The 16,927-nt window shown below is 67.0% G+C and carries 17 protein-coding genes; 7 read left to right on the plus strand and 10 right to left on the minus strand.

Features of this window, described 5'->3' with window-relative positions:
- The first annotated feature begins 6 nt into the window (after positions 1-6).
- Both LGY53_RS31200 and LGY53_RS31205 read left to right on the plus strand, forming a co-directional pair.
- Positions 7-837 (plus strand): hypothetical protein, encoded by an 831-nt coding sequence (locus LGY53_RS31200; RefSeq protein ID WP_225730267.1) that lies wholly within the window; start codon positions 7-9, stop codon positions 835-837.
- A 250-nt stretch (positions 838-1,087) separates the two neighbouring features.
- Positions 1,088-2,362, plus strand: coding sequence for a sensor domain-containing diguanylate cyclase (locus tag LGY53_RS31205; protein WP_225730268.1), 1,275 nt, complete (start codon positions 1,088-1,090; stop codon positions 2,360-2,362).
- Here LGY53_RS31205 and LGY53_RS31210 read toward each other — a convergent pair whose 3' ends face one another.
- On the minus strand, positions 2,363-3,169 hold the full coding sequence (locus tag LGY53_RS31210; protein WP_225730269.1) for an SAM-dependent methyltransferase: 807 nt from the start codon (positions 3,167-3,169) through the stop codon (positions 2,363-2,365). It lies immediately after the preceding gene.
- A gap of 76 nt (positions 3,170-3,245) precedes the next feature.
- The gene (locus LGY53_RS31215; protein WP_225730270.1) at positions 3,246-4,082 is read right to left on the minus strand and encodes a S1/P1 nuclease; all 837 of its coding nucleotides are present in this window, start codon (positions 4,080-4,082) and stop codon (positions 3,246-3,248) included.
- 228 nt (positions 4,083-4,310) lie between these two features.
- Here LGY53_RS31215 and LGY53_RS31220 point away from each other — a divergent pair, with 228 nt between their 5' ends.
- Positions 4,311-4,853, plus strand: coding sequence for a MarR family winged helix-turn-helix transcriptional regulator (locus tag LGY53_RS31220; protein ID WP_225730271.1), 543 nt, complete (start codon positions 4,311-4,313; stop codon positions 4,851-4,853).
- Between the two features lie 110 nt (positions 4,854-4,963).
- Positions 4,964-5,392, plus strand: a complete 429-nt coding sequence (locus tag LGY53_RS31225; protein ID WP_225730272.1) for a hypothetical protein — start codon at positions 4,964-4,966, stop codon at positions 5,390-5,392.
- Here LGY53_RS31225 and LGY53_RS31230 read toward each other — a convergent pair whose 3' ends face one another.
- Both LGY53_RS31230 and LGY53_RS31235 read right to left on the minus strand, forming a co-directional pair.
- A complete protein-coding gene (locus tag LGY53_RS31230) occupies positions 5,393-5,887 on the minus strand; it encodes a phosphoribosyltransferase (RefSeq protein ID WP_225730358.1) in 495 nt (164 codons plus the stop codon).
- A gap of 57 nt (positions 5,888-5,944) precedes the next feature.
- A complete protein-coding gene (locus LGY53_RS31235) occupies positions 5,945-6,475 on the minus strand; it encodes a hypothetical protein (RefSeq protein ID WP_225730273.1) in 531 nt (176 codons plus the stop codon).
- Positions 6,476-6,540: 65 nt separating this feature from the next.
- Here LGY53_RS31235 and LGY53_RS31240 point away from each other — a divergent pair, with 65 nt between their 5' ends.
- Positions 6,541-7,122, plus strand: coding sequence for an NAD(P)-dependent oxidoreductase (locus LGY53_RS31240; RefSeq protein ID WP_225730274.1), 582 nt, complete (start codon positions 6,541-6,543; stop codon positions 7,120-7,122).
- A gap of 87 nt (positions 7,123-7,209) precedes the next feature.
- Here LGY53_RS31240 and LGY53_RS31245 read toward each other — a convergent pair whose 3' ends face one another.
- A complete protein-coding gene (locus LGY53_RS31245) occupies positions 7,210-7,809 on the minus strand; it encodes a QsdR family transcriptional regulator (RefSeq protein WP_225730275.1) in 600 nt (199 codons plus the stop codon).
- A 36-nt stretch (positions 7,810-7,845) separates the two neighbouring features.
- Positions 7,846-9,642, minus strand: coding sequence for an acyl-CoA dehydrogenase (locus LGY53_RS31250; protein ID WP_225730276.1), 1,797 nt, complete (start codon positions 9,640-9,642; stop codon positions 7,846-7,848).
- A gap of 311 nt (positions 9,643-9,953) precedes the next feature.
- Between LGY53_RS31250 and LGY53_RS31255 the strand changes: the two genes are divergently transcribed.
- The gene (locus LGY53_RS31255; protein WP_225730277.1) at positions 9,954-10,784 is read left to right on the plus strand and encodes an SDR family NAD(P)-dependent oxidoreductase; all 831 of its coding nucleotides are present in this window, start codon (positions 9,954-9,956) and stop codon (positions 10,782-10,784) included.
- Positions 10,785-10,913: 129 nt separating this feature from the next.
- Here the strand turns inward: LGY53_RS31255 and LGY53_RS31260 are convergent, their stop codons facing one another.
- Positions 10,914-11,183: a hypothetical protein gene (locus LGY53_RS31260; protein ID WP_225730278.1), complete on the minus strand. Its 270-nt coding sequence runs from the start codon at positions 11,181-11,183 to the stop codon at positions 10,914-10,916.
- 657 nt (positions 11,184-11,840) lie between these two features.
- On the opposite strand from LGY53_RS31260, the gene LGY53_RS31265 reads away from it, so the two are divergent.
- Positions 11,841-12,512: a DUF998 domain-containing protein gene (locus LGY53_RS31265; protein ID WP_225730279.1), complete on the plus strand. Its 672-nt coding sequence runs from the start codon at positions 11,841-11,843 to the stop codon at positions 12,510-12,512.
- A gap of 667 nt (positions 12,513-13,179) precedes the next feature.
- Here the strand turns inward: LGY53_RS31265 and cysC are convergent.
- From cysC to LGY53_RS31280, 3 genes are read right to left on the minus strand one after another with little or no spacing between them, the layout of a single operon-like run.
- Positions 13,180-15,015, minus strand: coding sequence for an adenylyl-sulfate kinase (gene cysC / locus LGY53_RS31270; protein WP_225730280.1), 1,836 nt, complete (start codon positions 15,013-15,015; stop codon positions 13,180-13,182).
- Positions 15,015-15,947, minus strand: a complete 933-nt coding sequence (cysD, locus tag LGY53_RS31275; protein ID WP_225730281.1) for a sulfate adenylyltransferase subunit CysD — start codon at positions 15,945-15,947, stop codon at positions 15,015-15,017. The genes cysC and cysD overlap by 1 nt, the downstream gene beginning before the upstream one ends.
- Before the next feature lie 9 nt (positions 15,948-15,956).
- Positions 15,957-16,868, minus strand: a complete 912-nt coding sequence (locus tag LGY53_RS31280) for a helix-turn-helix domain-containing protein (protein ID WP_225730282.1) — start codon at positions 16,866-16,868, stop codon at positions 15,957-15,959.
- Positions 16,869-16,927: the final 59 nt, after the last annotated feature.

Genomic DNA, 16,927 nt, shown 5'->3' on the forward strand with positions numbered 1-16,927 from the left:
CGTCGCATGTCCAGATCGAGATACTTGGCCGCGATCCTGGTTGTCATGGCCGTCACCTTCGGCGAGTCCGCCGCGCCCACCGCGTCGGCGGCCGCCTCGACCGAGGTCGAGGTGAAGTTGAATCTTGTTGCGGCGGCGCTCGATTCGTCGGGCGCACCGAATGCCGACGTGCGCTCGGCATTCGGTCTCGGCGCCGATTCGCGTGAACTGTCCTACGAATTCCTCGACACCGATCCGCTGGAGTTGAAGGGCGCGGGCTGGAGTGTGCGGTTGCGGCACAAGGCAGGCGGCAAGCTGGATCTCAACTACAAGAAGCGGTTTCCGATCGACGGCGGCGCGGTCGATGCCGCACTCGCCGCCGCCAGGCAACAGGGTTTCGGCTCACCATTCGAGGCCCAGGTGGACTGGACCTACGACCGGCTGACGCTGAGCATGGCCGCCAAGGCCACCGAATCCGCGAAACGCTATGCGGGGACCACACTTCCGGACGAACCGGAGGCGCGCACCATGCTGGTGGGCGATATGCCCGGCAAATTGGCCGACTGGACCGCACCGGACTGGGGCCGGACCAAACTCCGGGCCGCGCGCAGGCACGGCCCCGTCACCGCGAAGGAATGGAAGGGCAACTGGCAGGGCGTCGAACTCGGTATCGAGGTGGTTCCGGTGCGCGACGGCTCCGGCGCGGGCACCGAGACCGTCATCGAGCTGTCGTTCAAGACCGATGGCATCGACTCGGCGAAAAGGCTTCGCAAACAAGCGATTTCGACCCTCCAGGCGAAAGGGCTGCTCGCACCGGTGGACATCTTGAAGACGGATCTGATCCTCAGCCGCTACTGATCCGGTACCTGCGGTGAATGATGGTGCGCCGTCTGCCGATTCAGGTGGGCTCGGCCGTCGTTGCGTATGGTGTTGTGGCGGGGATGCCGGGGGCCGGTCCGTCCCGGATCGTGCCTTCCGGTCGCCGACCGAACAGAGGGGTGGTCTGGATGGTTGCTCGGAATGCGGATCCTGCCGTCGGGATGGTCCGGAACTCGTTCGTGCGCGGGGAGGTGTTGCCCGCCGGTGACCGATCGGCCGGGAGCTAGTGGTGCGGCCGGACCCGACCGCCGACGCGCTCGCGCGGGAATGGCAGGCGGCGCTCACCGGAACCAGCTTCGTGCCGCTGCATCCGGCCGAGTTGCATGCGTTGCTGGCGGGTTTCGTCGCCGAGCTGCGCGCCGCACTGGACGCCGAGCCGTTCGATCCGTCGGTGGCGGCGCGGGTCGGCGCCGGATTGGTGCAGGCCCATCTCACGAATCCCGATGTGCTCTCGCGCAGCACGCCGACGCTGCTGGCGCTGACCTCCGACTCCCGGCGGCTCATCGCGCTGCTCGGTGAGTTGTCCGCCGGTTACACCGCCGCCCTGCTCGCCCAGCGCGAGGCCAGCAAAGAGGCGCTGCAGCTGGCGGTGATCGCCGCGCAGCGGGCCGCCGAAAGCCGGTTCCGCGCGGTGTTCGACAACGCCGGGGTCGCCATCACGGTCGTCGACACGGCGGGCCTGATCGTCGACGCGAACCCGACGCTGGCGCGGATGCTGGATCGGCCGATCGACGCGCTGTACGGCCTGGACCTGCTCGACTTCGCACATCCGGACGAACGCGTCGAGATCCCGGCCCGAGTGCGCAAGGAGATCGCGGCAGGCACGGTCCGGCTGGAGACCCGTTACCGCCGCGGCGACGGCGATTACGGCTTCGCGAGCTGGACGGTCTCGCCGGTCCCGAATACGGTCGCCGCGGGCACGCATCTGCTGGTGGTCGGGGAGGACACCACCGAACGCCGGGTCTTGCAGGCCAAACTGGACTGGCAGGCCCGCCACGATCCGCTCACCGGTCTGGCGAACCGGGCCGAACTCATCGAGCGGCTGGAGACGATGCTGGAGTCCGGCGATGCGCGATCGCGACTATCCCATGTGCTGTTCGTCGACCTGGACCGCTTCAAACAGATCAACGACAGCCTCGGTCATGCCGCCGGTGACGCGGTGCTGCAGGTGATCGCGCAGCGGTTGCGACGGGTGCTGCCGCCCGGCGACGCCATCGCCCGGCTCGGCGGCGACGAATTCGCCGTCCTGCTCGGTCCCGGCGCACCGCGACCGGATCTCGGGCAGTTGCTGGGCAGGCTGGAAGACGCCGTCGCCGAACCGGTCGTGCTGGACGGCGGCCATCGTTTGACGGTGAGCGCGAGCATCGGTGTCACGGCGGTGCGCCCGTTCGAGCGCCGCGGCCCCGAACAGTTGCTGCACGACGCCGATCTGGCGATGTACCGGACCAAGACCCGCCGTGCCCGCGGGCAGCCGCCGACTTACGCCGAACGCCCGCGCTCGTGATCAGGACCGCTTGATGCCAACGGCGCCAACATAATTCGTGCGACGAGCCGCTTCGAAGTCGATCTCGGTGGCGGGACGCCACGCGTCCAGCGGCACGACTCCCGGCTCCAGCAGCGTGTAGCCGTGCATCAGCTCGGTGACGTCGCCGACGGTTTTGAATCCCGCGCCCGGCGTATTGGTGCGCCGCATCACCGACAACACCCGCTCCTGTTGTTCGGCGGTGAGCGTGAAGGCGACCGCATGCGAAATCCCCAGTGCGCTACCGGTACTGCACGCGTCACGGTAGGCGGCCACCAGCTCGGCGGGTTCGATCTCCTCCAGCAGGTCGAGCACCGCCATCGCGAGAATCGCGACCGGCCGGGCGAAGTCGATCCCGGCGGCGCTCGCCGCGTTCAGCACACCGTCCACATCGCGCAGATCCGCCCGGATCATCGACGCCTGCGGATCATCGGCCAGCACGATGCGCGCGTATTCGACCGCCACCAATTCCCGCTCCACATACACCACCCGGGCATTCGGGTTGTGCCGCAACGCGATCTCGTGCGGGTTGCCGACCGTCGGTGCGCCGGAACCGAGGTCGAGGAATTGATCGATACCCAGTTCGCACAGCGCGGTCACGGCCCGGCCGACGAAGGCCCGGTTCGCCTGCGCCCACATCCGGCTGCCCGGCATATCGGCGGGTATTGCCTCGGCGGCCTGCCGATCGATCTCGAAATTGGCTCCGCCGCCGAGCACATAGTCGTACATCCGCGCGATATTCGGCGTATCGAGATCCACCGTATCGTCGAGCTCGTACCGCTGACCCATCCTGCTCCTCCTCGAAATATCCTGTCGCATAAGCAGACTGAAGGAGGGCGCGCTCGGCCGCAACCGAGTGGGATGTTCAGCTGCCCGCCGAACCGCTCGCGGGTCCGCCGAGCACGGCGTGGAGCAGCTGCCCGAGACGCTCACCGGCCAGGCGCAATTGAGCCTCGGCCACCGGCAGGAACTGCCGGGTGTACTCGTCCCCGATGGTGGAATCGGCCGGATACACACCGGGACTCGTCGCGATCCGGCAACTGTCCTGCGCCCAGCGCGCGGGATCGGTATCCGGCCGCGGCGCGGGCAGGTCGGGCGCGGGCAGCGCCAGCAGGCGCCGCACCTCCTCGTCGTCGGTGGACCGGCGGGTGTCGAGCATGCGGCTGTCCCACACCGAATGCAGGTTGGTATCGCGGCCGAGATAGTTGACGGTGAACTCGTTTCCGCCGCGATCGCCCGCGTATCCGGCGTGCATCGGCTGATGGATATCGCCGACGAAGTGGACGACGAATTTCAGCGCCTGGCCGCGGTCGGCGTCGGGGCGGGTCCGGTCGGCCAGGATCGCGGTCTGGGTGCGCAGGGCCTCGATGACGTTCTGGCCGTCGTTGCCGTTCACCGCCGGATCGTACACGCAGCCGTTTTCCGCGATATTGACGTAATGCCATGGCGCCGAGCGCTTTCCGAGTTCCGGATCGTCGGCGCGCACCTGGTCGGCCCAGTTGGCGACACCGGCGAGCGTCGGATCCGGCTCGCCCGCGAGCAGTCGATCGACCTCGGCGCGGGCCGCCGCGGTCAATCGCGTATCCGCGATGGCGGCGGAGGTGCTATGGCCTTGTCTGCCCCAGGCATTCGCCGTCGGCGGGGCCACCGACATGGTCGCGGCGAGTGCGCATGCGCCGATCACGGCCGCCTTGAATCGCATCGAGCACAACCTCTCCGTTCGCGCGGCGGTCCGTATCCTGTTGCCGCGCTGCGAACCTACCCGGAGATAGTTTCCGAATGGAAGGATATGCGGGTCGAATTCACGACGTTGTCATCTGGGCGACCACCACGGTCGCCGCCGTCAGCTCTCACGGCTTGACACGCGAGCGCCGTTGCCCCCGAGAGCGACGGCGGGAAAGTGTCGGCGCGAGTGCGTAGAGTCGGTGGCATGCCCGAAGTTGCGCATCCACCATCAGAGGTGCGTGTCGGAGCGGCCGCAACTCCCGGCCCGGCCGTCGCAACCGCCGGGGGGTCGGACCACGACCTGCTCTCGCTCACCTCGCAGCTGTGTTTCGCCCTGTATTCGACGTCGCGCTCGATGACGGCGGCCTACCGGCCGTTCCTCGACGCGATGGAGATCACCTACCCGCAGTACCTCGCGCTGCTCGCGCTGTGGGAGCACCCGGGTATGACGATGAAGGAACTCGGCGAACAGCTCCGGCTCGATTACGGTACCGTCTCGCCGCTGATCCAGCGCCTGCAGGCGCACGGCCTGGTGGAGAGCGTGCGCAGCCCGCACGACCGCCGCGCGGTCGAATTGCGGGCCACCGAAGCGGGTTTGGCGCTGCGTCAGCGGGCCAGACATATGATCGAGTCGGTGCTCGCCGCGGTCGACTACCCGATCGACACGCTGATCACGTTGCGGGACCAGATAAATGCGCTCGGCGAGCGGCTGGACAGCGTGGTGTCCGAGCGAGTCGCGCAACCGTGACGCGCCCGGCTATCAACGTGTTGCCGAAATTGCATGAGTCGGTGGGGCCTCGGCGTGGTACTCCGTGGGGGAATAAGTCGACGCCGAGGTGACGGGAGGGTGCCGGTCAGATGATCGCGCCGGATCACGTCCGCTCGGTGCTGCCGTCGAAAGACGAGTTGCTGGCCGCGTTGCGCGGCCACTATCTGCAGGGTCCGCTGTGTGTGCAGGCGTACGGGCTGTCCGAACTGCATCGGCTGCGGCGCGTCGAACCGGCGCGCGCCGCCGAGATCGATTGTTTCCGTAGCGAACTCGTCGCCGAAATCGACGACTGGGTCGCCAGCCAGGTGGCGCCGGGAGCGCGCGGGTGGCCGGAATCGCTCGGCGCCATGTTCGACCGGATGGCCGCGGCCTCCGATCACGCCTTCGATCTGCTGATGACGATCGATCCGGGCAGTCCACGGATGCACGAGGCGTGGACCCGGCTGGCCGAACTCGAAATCGCCTACGGCGAATTGGTGGCCGAGGTGCAGGACGGCCGCAGCCGCCTGCCGGGTTGACTACGCCTCCAGCACCTTCGGTGTGCGCTGCGCCACCGGCGGTTCGGTCGACCACGGGAAATTGATCCAGCGATCGGTGTGCCGCCAGACGTATTCGCAGTCCACCTCCGAACGCGGCTTCTGATAGATCACCGCGCAGCGGACCTCGGCCACATGCTTCGAACAGAAGTCGCGCACCAGTTTCAGGGTGGCGCCGGTATCGGCGACGTCGTCGGCGACCAGTACGGTCGCGCCGGCCAGGTCGACGGCCTGCGGCACCGGCGGCAGCATCACCGGCATGTCGAGGCGCTGATCGATACCGGTGTAGAACTCCACATTCATGACGTGCAGGTTCTTCACGTCCAGCGCGTAGCCGAGCGCGCCGGCCACGAAGAGTCCGCCGCGCGCGATCGATAGGATGAGGTCGGGTTCGAATCCGTCCTCGGCGATGGTCGTCGCCAGCTCCCGGCTCGCCTTGCCGAACAACTCCCAGGTCAGCACTTCCCGATCGGCCACCGGGCCCTCCACTTCCGTCTCGATACCGCTGCGCACCAGAGCATAGTTACGGGCCGGTCACTTACCGGCGAGCGGTCCCTGAAGTCCGCCGCCCACCGAGGTGATCTTCCAGTCCTGGTTCCGGTCGACGGTGATGTCGTATGCCACGGTGTTGCGGCCGCCCTGCGGCGCCTGCGAACTGGTGGACGCCACATCGAGGAAGGCGTCCACCCGGTAGACGCCGCCGGATTCGGAGGCGACCACCGCGCGGATCGGCTTCGCGGTCGATGTCCACTGCAACGGGGTGATCACCTGCTCCAATTGCGGTGCCGTCGCGGCGAATTTGGCGGCGAGCTCCTTGGTGGTGTTCGCCTGCAGCCGGGTGAGCCAGGCCTTCGGGTCCCGGTAATCGATGGTCGACGAGCCGACCGCGTAATCCATGGCTACCTGTTCGGCGTGGCGGTCGTCGGCGGCGCGCACGTCGCGGTCGTGCAGTTCGCTGCGGGCCAGCGCCCAGAGCGTCACGAAGGTGACGGTGGTGGCGAGCAGCACGGTGACGGCGAGCGCGGTGAGGATCGTCGAGATCCGGAGGGAGATCTGGCGCGTCATGGGGCCATCCTGCACCGGACGGCATCGGGGCTCACCGGGCGGGGCGGCGGATTACCCTCGACGGCGTGCGTATCTTTCTGGCCGGCGCGACCGGCGTGATCGGAACTCGCTTGGCGCCGCTGCTGATCGCGGCCGGGCACGAGGTCGCGGGCATGACCCGCTCGCCCGATAAGGCGGGCGCGTTGCGGGCCGCGGGGGTGGAGCCGGTGGTCGTCGATGTCTACGATCCGGCGGCGCTGTCCGCCGCGATGGTCGCCCACGCGCCCGATCTGGTCATACATCAACTCACCGACCTGCCCGACGATCCGGCGCGGCTGGATGCGGGGCGGGCGAACAACGCGCGCATTCGGACCGAGGGCACCAGGAATCTGATCGCCGCCGCGGTGGCCGCGGGCGCGAAACGCTTTCTGGCGCAGAGCGTCGCCTTCGAGCCCGCGGTGAGTAGCCCGGCGGTGCGCGAGCACGAGGCCGCGGTGCTGGCCATCGATGGCGTCGTGGTGCGCTACGGCGAGTTCTACGGTCCGGGGACGTATTACGAGAACGAGCTGCCCGGGCATCCGCGCATCCACGTCGATCAGGCGGCGGCGCGGACCATTCCGCTGCTCGACGCACCGAGCGGGATCGTGATAGTCGCCGACGAGCCGTGATCGGCGCGTCCCGGCGATGAATCGGGCGCTGCCGTCTGGAGAATCCCGATGGGACCGTGGTGTTTCGCGGGCGGTAGCCGTCCCGATTCAGGCCGAGCGGCCGAGCAAGGCGGATTGAACCGCGCGCAATCTGTCGATATCGCCGCGGATTCCGGCGACCGAATCGTTGTACAGGAACGCCTCGCACAGCCGGACCAGCGCGTACGCCAACAGCCCTCGGTCCAGCGGCGGGCGGTAGCCATCCTGTTCCTCGGCGCGGGCGATCAGATCCTCCACCGCCGCAACCACTCTCGGCTGCACCGGGCCGTCGCCCGCGGTGAGCACCCGCAGCCCGGACACCGGTTCGTTGTCGAAGTAGTGCCGGAACGCCTCGCTGGCCACCATCCATCGGTCGACCCGGTTGAGCACGTCGACGATGCGTTGCGCGCCCTTGGTACGCCGATGCGCGTCGGCGCGGGCGATCATCGTCTCGTATTCGCCCGCCATGACCGCACCGAGCAATCCGTCCCGGGAGCCGAACCAGCGGTAGACGGAGGCGCGGCTGAGCCCGAGTTCGGCCGCGATGGCCTGCACATCGACCCGCTCACCCGCCAGGAACGATCGTCTGGCCAGGTCCAGGACCTGCTCGCGGGTGGCCGATGCGGGCCGCCCCGGCGATCGGGGCGGGTTACGCGGTGCTGCGGGCATCACCGAATGATACGTCCGGTGATAGCTGTCCCGAATTCAGAACCAGGCGTCGCGCATCTCGCGGGTGGTCGAATCCGCGCGGGCCAGCAGATCCAGCGCCGGCCCGGTCTTGGGTAGCTCGTGCCGGTAGAAGTACCGGGCCGCATGGCGTTTGCCCTCGTAGAAATCGCCCGCGCCGGTGCCGGCGGCGAGGAACTGCTCCAGCCAGATCCAGGCCAGCACGATATGCCCGAACGTCTCTAGATAGACCGAGCTGTTGGCCAGCGCCGCCTCGACATCGCCGGTGGACCACAGCGCCGCCGTCACCTCGACCAGCCGCTGCCACGCCGAATCGAGTTGCGCGGCAAGGGCTGCCGCCTCCACGCCGCCGGCCCGCGCGGCCGCGACGGTCGCGGTGACGCGGGCGCCGAGCTCCAGCAGACTCGCCCCGCCCTGCTGGGTGACCTTGCGCCCCAACAGATCCAAGCCCTGGATACCGTGCGTGCCCTCGTGGATCGGATTGAGCCGGTTGTCCCGGTAGTGCTGTTCCACATCGTATTCGCGGGTGTAGCCGTAGCCGCCGTGCACCTGGATGGCGAGATCGTTCGCGACGACGCACCACTGCGACGGCCAACTCTTGGCGATGGGGGTCAGCAGGTCGAGCAGCAGTGTGACACGGCGCTTTTCGTCGGCCGACTCGGTGGTGTGCTGTTCGTCCACCAGCCGCGCGCAGAACAGCACCAGCCCCAGCGCGCCCTCGGCATAGCTCTTCTGCGCCAATAGCATTCGCTTCACATCGGGATGTTCGACGATCGGCACCTGCGGTTCGTTCGGGTCGCCGAGCGCCTTGGACCGGCCCTGCGGACGGCCGCGCGCGTAGTCGAGCGATTTCAGGTAGCCGGTGTAGCCGAGCGAGGCGGCGCCGAGCCCAACGCCGATCCTGGCCTCGTTCATCATGTGGAACATGTAGCTCAGCCCGCGATGCGCCTCGCCGACCAGGTAACCCACCGCACCGGGCGCACCGCCGGGAGTGAATTTGCCCTCGCCGAAGTTCAGCAGCGTATTGACCGTGCCGCGGTAGCCCATCTTGTGATTGAGCCCGGCCAACACCACATCGTTGCGTTCACCGAGCGCGCCGTCCGCGCCGACCAGATAGCGCGGGACGATGAACAGCGATATCCCCTTGGTGCCCGTCGGGCCGCCCGGAATCTTCGCCAGCACCAAATGCACGATGTTCTCGCCCATTTCGTGATCGCCGCCGGAAATCCACATCTTGGTGCCGAACAGGCGGTAGGTGCCGTCGGGGCGCGGTTCGGCGCGGGTCACGATATCGGCCAACGAGGATCCGGCCTGCGGCTCGGACAGCGCCATGGTGCCGAAGAACCGGCCATCCAGCATCGGGCGGACATACCGCCGCACATCCTCCGCGGAGCCGTGCGCGACAAGCAGATTCGCGTTGGCGGCGGTGAGGAAGGCGTAGCCGGTGGTGCCCGCGTTGGCCGCGGTGAACCAGGCCGCGCTGGCCTGCGCGACCGTGGTGGGCAGCTGACTGCCGCCCAATTCGTAATCCAGTGTGGCGCCGACGAGTCCGGCCTTGGCGAAGGCGTCCAGCGCCACGGCGACCTCCGGGATGATGGTCACCTTGTCGCCGTCGAAGCTGGGCTCCTGCGCGTCGGCCCGTTTATTGTGTGGCGCAAAGTATTTCGTGGCCAGCTGCTCGCTCAGCTCCAGGATGTCGTCGAATGTTTCGCGCGAGTGGTCGGCGAATCTCCCGCGCTTGGTCAGTTCCTCGACATCGAGCCATTCATAGAGCAGGAAATCGAGGTCGCGGCGCGAGAGCAGGGTGGAACGCATCGGGCCGGGTCCTTTCGAGCCAAAGGTCTTCGGTGTTGCGGTACTTCATCGGCGGTGTTGTGGGTAGGCGGTGTTGTGGCGGTCACAGCGGTGCCGAGGATACACGCGCTCGGGCGTGTCTCGATCCGGTGCGGTCGAGCGGTGTCGATCTTGCCGGGGGCGGGTCGCGCACCTGGCCGGTGAACGGGTAGAACCGTCCAAACCTGTCCCGAGGATCGTCGTTACCGGTGATACTGGCCGTGATTCACCGAAGTCAAGTGAATCACGGTTAGCACGAGCTGCCGGTGGATTCGGCGGAAAGGCAGTACCAAATGGGAACGCTCGACGGCAAGGTGGCCATCGTCTCCGGCTCCGGCCGCGGCATCGGCCGCGAGATCGCGATGAAGCTGGCGGGTGCGGGCGCGCAGGTGGTGGTCAACGACCTGGACGCGGATCCGGCCAAGGAGACCGTCGCCGCGATCGAGGCCGCGGGCGGGCGCGCTCTGTCGTGCGTCGGCAGCGTCACCGCCGAGGGTTTCGCCGAACGCTTCGTGCAGACCGCGGTCGACGGGTTCGGCGGACTCGACATCATCGTCAACAACGCGGGCTACACCTGGGATTCGGTGATCCAGAAGATGACCGACGAACAGTGGGACGCCATCCTCGACGTACATCTCAAGGCGCCCTTCCGGATTCTGCGCGCCGCCCAGCCGGTGATCTCGGCGCGGGTGAAGCAGGCGCGCGCGGCGGGCGAGCCGGTGCCGTGCCGCAAGGTGGTGAACGTTTCATCCATCGCGGGTACGGGAGGCAATGCGGGACAGGCGAATTACTCCTCCGCGAAGGCCGGCGTGCTCGGGCTCACCAAGACACTGTCGAAGGAATGGGGCCGCTACAACGTGACGGTGAACGCCGTCGCGTTCGGCGTCATCAGGACCCGCCTCACCGAATCACCCGCGGGCAGCGGCGGCACCATCGATATCGAGGGCCGGGAAATCAAGGTCGGCGTGAACCCGAATCTGTTGAGCGCCATGGAACAAATGATCCCGCTCGGGCGCGCGGGCCTGCCGAGCGAGGCCGCCGGTGCGGTGTACCTGTTCTGTATTCCGGAGTCGGATTACGTCAGCGGCCAGACGCTGCTGTGCAACGGCGGCCTGGCCCTGTAGCCCGCTGGCGAGTCGTCCGCCTGGCGAGGTGAGATATCGCTGAATATGTATCGGCGGCGGGTGTTCTCGCCGCCGATACACCTGCGGCAAGTTACCTACCGGTTGAAAGGTGTTGTGCGCAGGAGGGATTCATCTACCGGACAGACCCCACGACGGCGGGTGGTGTTCGGATACGAAATCGCAACTCCACTCGCTGATCGCATGTTCCCGCTGAAACTGCTGGCCGCCGTCGATGCATTTCGACTCGGTGCTGTACCACTCGATGAAATGCCAGGTGCCACCCTGCGGGTCGAATTGTTGTGTGTACGAGCGTGTTTCGACCGCATGGGCCGCAGGTGTCGCTCCGATGAACGCAAGGATCGCGAGCCCGCCGCCCGCGATTGCCGCACGTAGGCGCATAACTCCACCTTTCTCCGGCTGGCCCCGACCAGATAGCGAGGTCCAGAACCTGCCCCAATTCTTCCCGAGCGATCGCCGTGCACTGTGCTCATCACTGGGAAGTGTGCGGAACAGCGTTATTACATCGCGCCGCCGGGTGGCATTCCGCCCCAAGCATTTTGCGGCCGGACATGCCGGGGGAGCGGTACTCGCGCAAATACTCGGCCTGCCAACGTGGCCAGTCCAGGTATTGTGCGCCCACACTCGCCCGGTATCGGCGGTACTGCGAGCGTGCCGTTCGCGTCACAGACCGCCGCGCCTCCCGAGCCGCCCGCCGGGCTCGGGCCAACCCGTGCTCCAATTCCCCCAGCGACAAGGCTACGGGCGGGTCGGTGAACGGCGCCCGCTCCCGGAAAAATCGCATCGAAACCCCCTCGGCTCCAGCCAATTATGTGCAGACCGCCCGAAGCCGACAACACCGCGCTTTCCCGGGCATACCGGCGTCCGCCGGGCAGTTCGAAACGATGTCGAAGGTCGTGCTGGCACTACCGGTATTCGGGGCGGTAGCAGGCTGCCCGCCGCCGGTCGTTTTCCGTAGGTTGATGCCGCGAGTCCGGCGTCGAACTCGCTGTGTAGTAACAGGTTTCGGTTGCCGGGGGGACAGGAAGGAACGTCGTGGTGAGTGGCAGGGTCGGTGTGGTGGCGTGGTTGGCCGGGGCGGCACAGTTTCTGGTCGTCCAACTGATTGTCGGAGCGGCGTGGGCGACGCCCTACAGTTGGGCGGACAACAACATCAGCGATCTGGGAAATGTCGGCTGTGGAATGTGGGACGAGTCGCGTCCCCGCTATGTGTGCTCACCCCTGCACGGGGTCATGAACGTATCTTTTGTGGCGCAGGGAATTCTGTTGCTGGTGGGTGTGGTGCTGACCGGAGCGTACTGGGGGCGGGGCGCATTCGGGTGGACCGCGCGCATTCTGCTGATGGTCGCCGCCGTCGGATGGATCGTGGTGGGGTTGGCTCCCGCGGATGTCGACGAGAACCTGCATCTGCTGGGAGCGCTGTTCATCATGGGTTTGGGCAATATCGGGCTGGTCTGCGCGGGCTGGCTGCCGCGGACCGCCGCGTTCGGCCGGGTGCGGTCGGCGACCCGGGTCCTCGCCGTTGTCGCGGTCGTGTCCGCGGTGCTGTTCTTCGGCCAGCGGGGCCCGGTGATCGGGATGGGTGGGATGGAACGCGTAGCGGCCTTCACGGTCTCGGTCTGGACGGTGCTCGTGGCGGTCACCGTGCTGTGTGCGCGCCGCACCGGCGAGACCGAATCCGCGTCGATCGCTCGATCCGACGCCGGGTAATCGGCTGGATATCACCCACTGGTCGGAATTCTTTACGGCGGCGACCATTCCCGGCCCGCGAGGCGCCCGATCGGCTGGTGGGCGATATCCGCGAATTCTTCCACGCAACGGTGTGACAGGGGCCGACCATGCGGTCGGCCCCTGTCACGTTCGTATCGGGCTGTTCCTGTACAGGATTCGTTGCCCCGCACAATATTAGGGGTAATATTTTCGAGCCGTTTGGTGTGAACTTCTGATCGAGCTAGATGCAGAAGGTCACGTACTGAATATAGGCGGGTTCGGGCCGCCGGAACCGCGACAGCCGTGCCCAAGACTGCGAGAGCGGTTGCGATTTTCTTGATGGTATTCATATTTCCCCTGCTTCGAATAGCTGCATCCGACCGGATCGGATGGGATTCGAATTATGTTGCCGTAGGCCGAGTTTCCGCATATCCCCAAGGAACTGGGGAGCCGGGCGGGCCGATACGACGGCGCCGGTCCGGCACGGCGCGGGAATAAGTATTCGCACACCGATGTATAGCGCCCGGTGGCGTTGTTCGGTATCGGGCGGCGGGCTCCGAACAATAACTATCGTCCGTGGTGACCAGCACCGATATCGCCGAGCCGGAACAGTTGAATATGCGATCTCCTCAGTCCATATGTGATGGCGGAAAGACGGTCGGTCGGCTCAGGTGAGGTCGCCCAGCAATGCGAGGATGGCTGCCGCCATGGCGGCCGGATCGCCGTCGCCCGGGTGTAGGACCAGGTCGGGGTGTTCCGGGGTTTCGTAGGGGTCGTCGATTCCGGTGAAACCGCGAATCTCACCCGCCCGAGCCTTGGCATACATACCTTTCGGATCGCGTGCCTCACAGATATCCAGCGGCGTATCGACGAAGACCTCCACGAACGGCAACCCGGCCGTTCGGTGCGCGACCCGGACCTTCTCGCGGTCGGCGCGATAAGGGCTGATGAGCGAAACAACCGCCACGACACCGGCTTCGGCGAACAGGCGCGCGACTTCGCCCACCCGGCGCACGTTCTCGACGCGGTCGGCTGCCGAAAACCCTAGATCGGCATTCAGCCCGTGCCGCAGATTGTCACCGTCGAGCAGGAAGGCGGGCCGTCCCGACGCCACCAGCCGCCGCTCCAATTCGACCGCGACGGTGGATTTTCCGGAGCCGGACAGCCCGGTGAGCCAGACCGTGAGGCCGCGGGTGGCGCGTTCCTCCCGGCCGACGGCCGTGCTGTGCCAGATCACCCGGGACGACGGCAGGGTGGGTCCGGTGATCATCCCCGCCGCGACCGTGTTGTTGGTGGTGTCGTCGACCAGGATGAAGCTGCCGGTGGCCCGGTTGCGCCGGTACGGATCGAACAGCAGCGGCTGCCGGGTCCGCAATTGCACGCGCCCGATCTCGTTGAGCGACAACGATTCCGCGTGCTCGTCTCGATGTAGCGTGTTGACGTCGAGCCGGTAGTCGAGGCTGCGCACCTCGGCGGTCGCGGTGCGGGTGGTGTGGCGCAGCGTGTAGGTGGCGCCGGGGGATAGCGCGGAATCGTCGGCGAACCAGCAGACCATCGCGTCGAGGTCGCGCCCGACGTGCGGCCGGTTGTTGGGGCGGCAAATCAGATCGCCGCGCGAGATATCGATTTCGTCCGCGAGCTGGATGGTAACCGCCTGCGGCGGAAAGGCTTCCGCGATCGGAACGCCGCCGGGACCCCAGATGGCGGCGACGCTGGTGGTGAATCCGGAAGGCAGCACCGCGACCTCGTCGCCCGGCTTGAACACCCCGCCGGCGACCGTACCCGCGTAACCGCGGAAATCATTGGCGTGCCTGCGGATTACGTACTGCACCGGGAAACGCGCGTCGATCAGATTGCGGTCGGAGGCGATGTGCACCTCTTCGAGGTGATGCAGCAGCGGCGTGCCCTCGTACCAGGGCATGCTGGCGCCGCGGTGCACGATATTGTCGCCGTGCAGGGCCGACATCGGCACGAAGGTGAGGTCGGCGACGTCGAGTTTGGTGGCGAATCCGGCGAATTCCTCGCGGATTTCGAGGAACCGCTGCTGCGACCAGCCCACCAGATCCATCTTGTTGACGCACAGCACCAGGTGTGGAATGCCGAGCAGCCCGGCCAGGAAGGCATGGCGCCGAGTCTGTTCCACCACGCCCTTGCGCGCGTCCACCAAGATCAGCGCCAGATCGGCGGTGGACGCGCCGGTAACCATATTGCGGGTGTACTGGATGTGCCCCGGGGTGTCGGCGATGATGAATTTCCTTCGCGGCGTTGCGAAGTAGCGATGCGCGACATCGATGGTGATGCCCTGTTCACGCTCGGCGCGCAGGCCGTCGGTGAGCAGGGCCAGATTCGGGTAGTCGTCGCCGCGGTCGCGGCTGGTCCGTTCGACGGCGGCGAGTTGGTCGGTGAAGATCGTCTTGGAATCGAAGAGCAGCCTGCCGATGAGGGTGGATTTGCCGTCGTCGACGCTGCCCGCGGTGGCCAGGCGCAGCAGGGTGGTTGTCATCAGAAGTAGCCCTCTCGCTTGCGATCCTCCATGCCCGCCTCGGAGATTCGGTCGTCGGCCCTGGTCGCGCCGCGCTCGGTGACGCGGGCCGCGGCGACCTCGGCGACCACCTCGGCGGGGGTGGCCGCGGTGGATTGCACGCAGCCGGTGCAGGTCGCGTCGCCGACGGTGCGGAAGCGAACGGTGGCCTCGTAGGGCTGTTCGCCATCGAGGAGTTGGAGAAATCTGGTGTGCGCCAACAACATTCCGTCGCGCTGCACGACGGGGCGGCGGTGCGCGTAGTACAGTGACGGCAATTCGATGTCCTCGGCGGCGATGTAGCTCCAGATATCGAGCTCGGTCCAATTGGAGAGCGGGAAGACCCGGATATGTTCGCCGGGGCGGTGGCGCCCGTTGTACAGGTTCCACAGTTCGGGGCGCTGGCTGCGCGGTTCCCACTGGCCGTATTCGTCGCGGAAGCTGAAGACCCGCTCCTTGGCGCGGGCCTTCTCCTCGTCGCGGCGCGCGCCGCCGAATACCGCGTCGAATCGGCCCTCCGTGATGGCTCGCAGCAGCGTGGTGGTCTGCAGTCGGTTGCGCGAGGCGCGCGGTCCGGTCGGCTCGGTCACCCGTCCCGCGTCGATATCGTCCTGCACCCGGCCGACGATCAACCGCAGGCCCAACCGCCGGACGGTGTCGTCGCGATAGTCCATCACCTCGTCGAAATTGTGCCCGGTGTCGATGTGCAGCACCGGGAACGGTACGGGCGCGGGCCAGAAGGCCTTGGCCGCGAGGTGCAGCATCACCACCGAATCCTTGCCGCCGGAGAACAGCAGCACCGGCCGTTCGAAAGTGGCTGCGACTTCTCGGAATATGTGCGCCGACTCGGCCTCGAGCGCGTCCAGATGCGCCAGCTCGTAGGTGTTCGCCGTCGACTTCGCGTACTGGCTCACGCCCCAAAACTAGAACAAGTTACGGTCACTGGTCAATGGTGCGTTCCGGTTTCGCACACCACCCGACTCCGCCGTCACATTATCCGCCGCCGCGACCAATTCCGCACCGCGCCTGGCGATTTCGGCTCCGGTGATGGGCTTGCCGACATACATGGTGAGCACCATGTTCTGCCTGCCGTCGGCGCCGTAGGTCGGCGCGGCCAGCAGGCTCACCGGATGTTCCTTGCGCGGTCGCAGATCGGCGCCCAGATACACCCGCTCGCCCAGGCTCGTAACCAATTCGCCGACGAGTTTGCGCAGTTCATCGGGTAAATCGTGGGCGGTGACACCGGCCAGCAGCGAATACAGCCTGCGGCCCGCCGCGGTCATGCTCTCGATCAGGTATCCCCGTTCGCGGCATTCGGCGACCACCTGCCGCAGCCGGGATTCGTCCTGGTTCAGCGGCACCGACGGCGGCGTCGCAAGCCAGGCGTCGAGTGCGGCATCGGCATCCCACAGCACGTACATCAGGCCGACGGGCGGCGCGAAATCGTATGTGGCGCCGACCTTTACCATGCCGGGCCCGGTGCTCTCCAGCACCACGATCTGCGATCCGACCACTGCCGACGCGGTGCACGTGGTCCGGTACCGCGCGCTGAGCTCCTGCAATCGGGTCCGGGCGAGGGCCGCGACGGTGAACCCGTCCTGGGCCACCCGGCCCGCGGCGATGAGCGCGGGACCCAGCCCGTATGTGCGGGTCTGCTGATCGCGCACGAGGTAGCCGCCGGCGCTGAGTTCGGTGAGTATGCCCAGGCAGGTGGGCTTCGCCATATCCAGTTCGCGGGCCAGTTCGGAGAGGCCGAAGCGTTTGCCGCGGTGCTCGACGAAGTAATCCAGCAGCTGGACGACGCGGGCGGTCGGCGCGGATCTACGGGCGACCATGGACAACTCCTAGAACAGGTTCTAATCTTGCTCGTATCGAAATGTACCAGAGTGGTACA

This window comes from Nocardia sp. JCM 34519.1 (assembly GCF_020361265.1).
Taxonomy (GTDB): domain Bacteria; phylum Actinomycetota; class Actinomycetes; order Mycobacteriales; family Mycobacteriaceae; genus Nocardia; species Nocardia arthritidis_A.

Bases quoted from the DNA above. Each gene is read 5' to 3' on its own strand.
- LGY53_RS31235 (WP_225730273.1), bottom strand. From the start codon at position 6,475: ATGACGCGCCAGATCTCCCTCCGGATCTCGACGATCCTCACCGCGCTC.
- LGY53_RS31245 (WP_225730275.1), bottom strand. From the start codon at position 7,809: ATGCCCGCAGCACCGCGTAACCCGCCCCGATCGCCGGGGCGGCCCGCA.
- LGY53_RS31250 (WP_225730276.1), bottom strand. From the start codon at position 9,642: ATGCGTTCCACCCTGCTCTCGCGCCGCGACCTCGATTTCCTGCTCTAT.
- LGY53_RS31225 (WP_225730272.1), top strand. From the start codon at position 4,964: ATGATCGCGCCGGATCACGTCCGCTCGGTGCTGCCGTCGAAAGACGAG.
- LGY53_RS31255 (WP_225730277.1), top strand. From the start codon at position 9,954: ATGGGAACGCTCGACGGCAAGGTGGCCATCGTCTCCGGCTCCGGCCGC.
- cysC (WP_225730280.1), bottom strand. From the start codon at position 15,015: ATGACAACCACCCTGCTGCGCCTGGCCACCGCGGGCAGCGTCGACGAC.
- LGY53_RS31280 (WP_225730282.1), bottom strand. From the start codon at position 16,868: ATGGTCGCCCGTAGATCCGCGCCGACCGCCCGCGTCGTCCAGCTGCTG.
- LGY53_RS31260 (WP_225730278.1), bottom strand. From the start codon at position 11,183: ATGCGCCTACGTGCGGCAATCGCGGGCGGCGGGCTCGCGATCCTTGCG.
- LGY53_RS31215 (WP_225730270.1), bottom strand. From the start codon at position 4,082: ATGCGATTCAAGGCGGCCGTGATCGGCGCATGCGCACTCGCCGCGACC.
- LGY53_RS31200 (WP_225730267.1), top strand. From the start codon at position 7: ATGTCCAGATCGAGATACTTGGCCGCGATCCTGGTTGTCATGGCCGTC.
- LGY53_RS31210 (WP_225730269.1), bottom strand. From the start codon at position 3,169: ATGGGTCAGCGGTACGAGCTCGACGATACGGTGGATCTCGATACGCCG.
- LGY53_RS31220 (WP_225730271.1), top strand. From the start codon at position 4,311: ATGCCCGAAGTTGCGCATCCACCATCAGAGGTGCGTGTCGGAGCGGCC.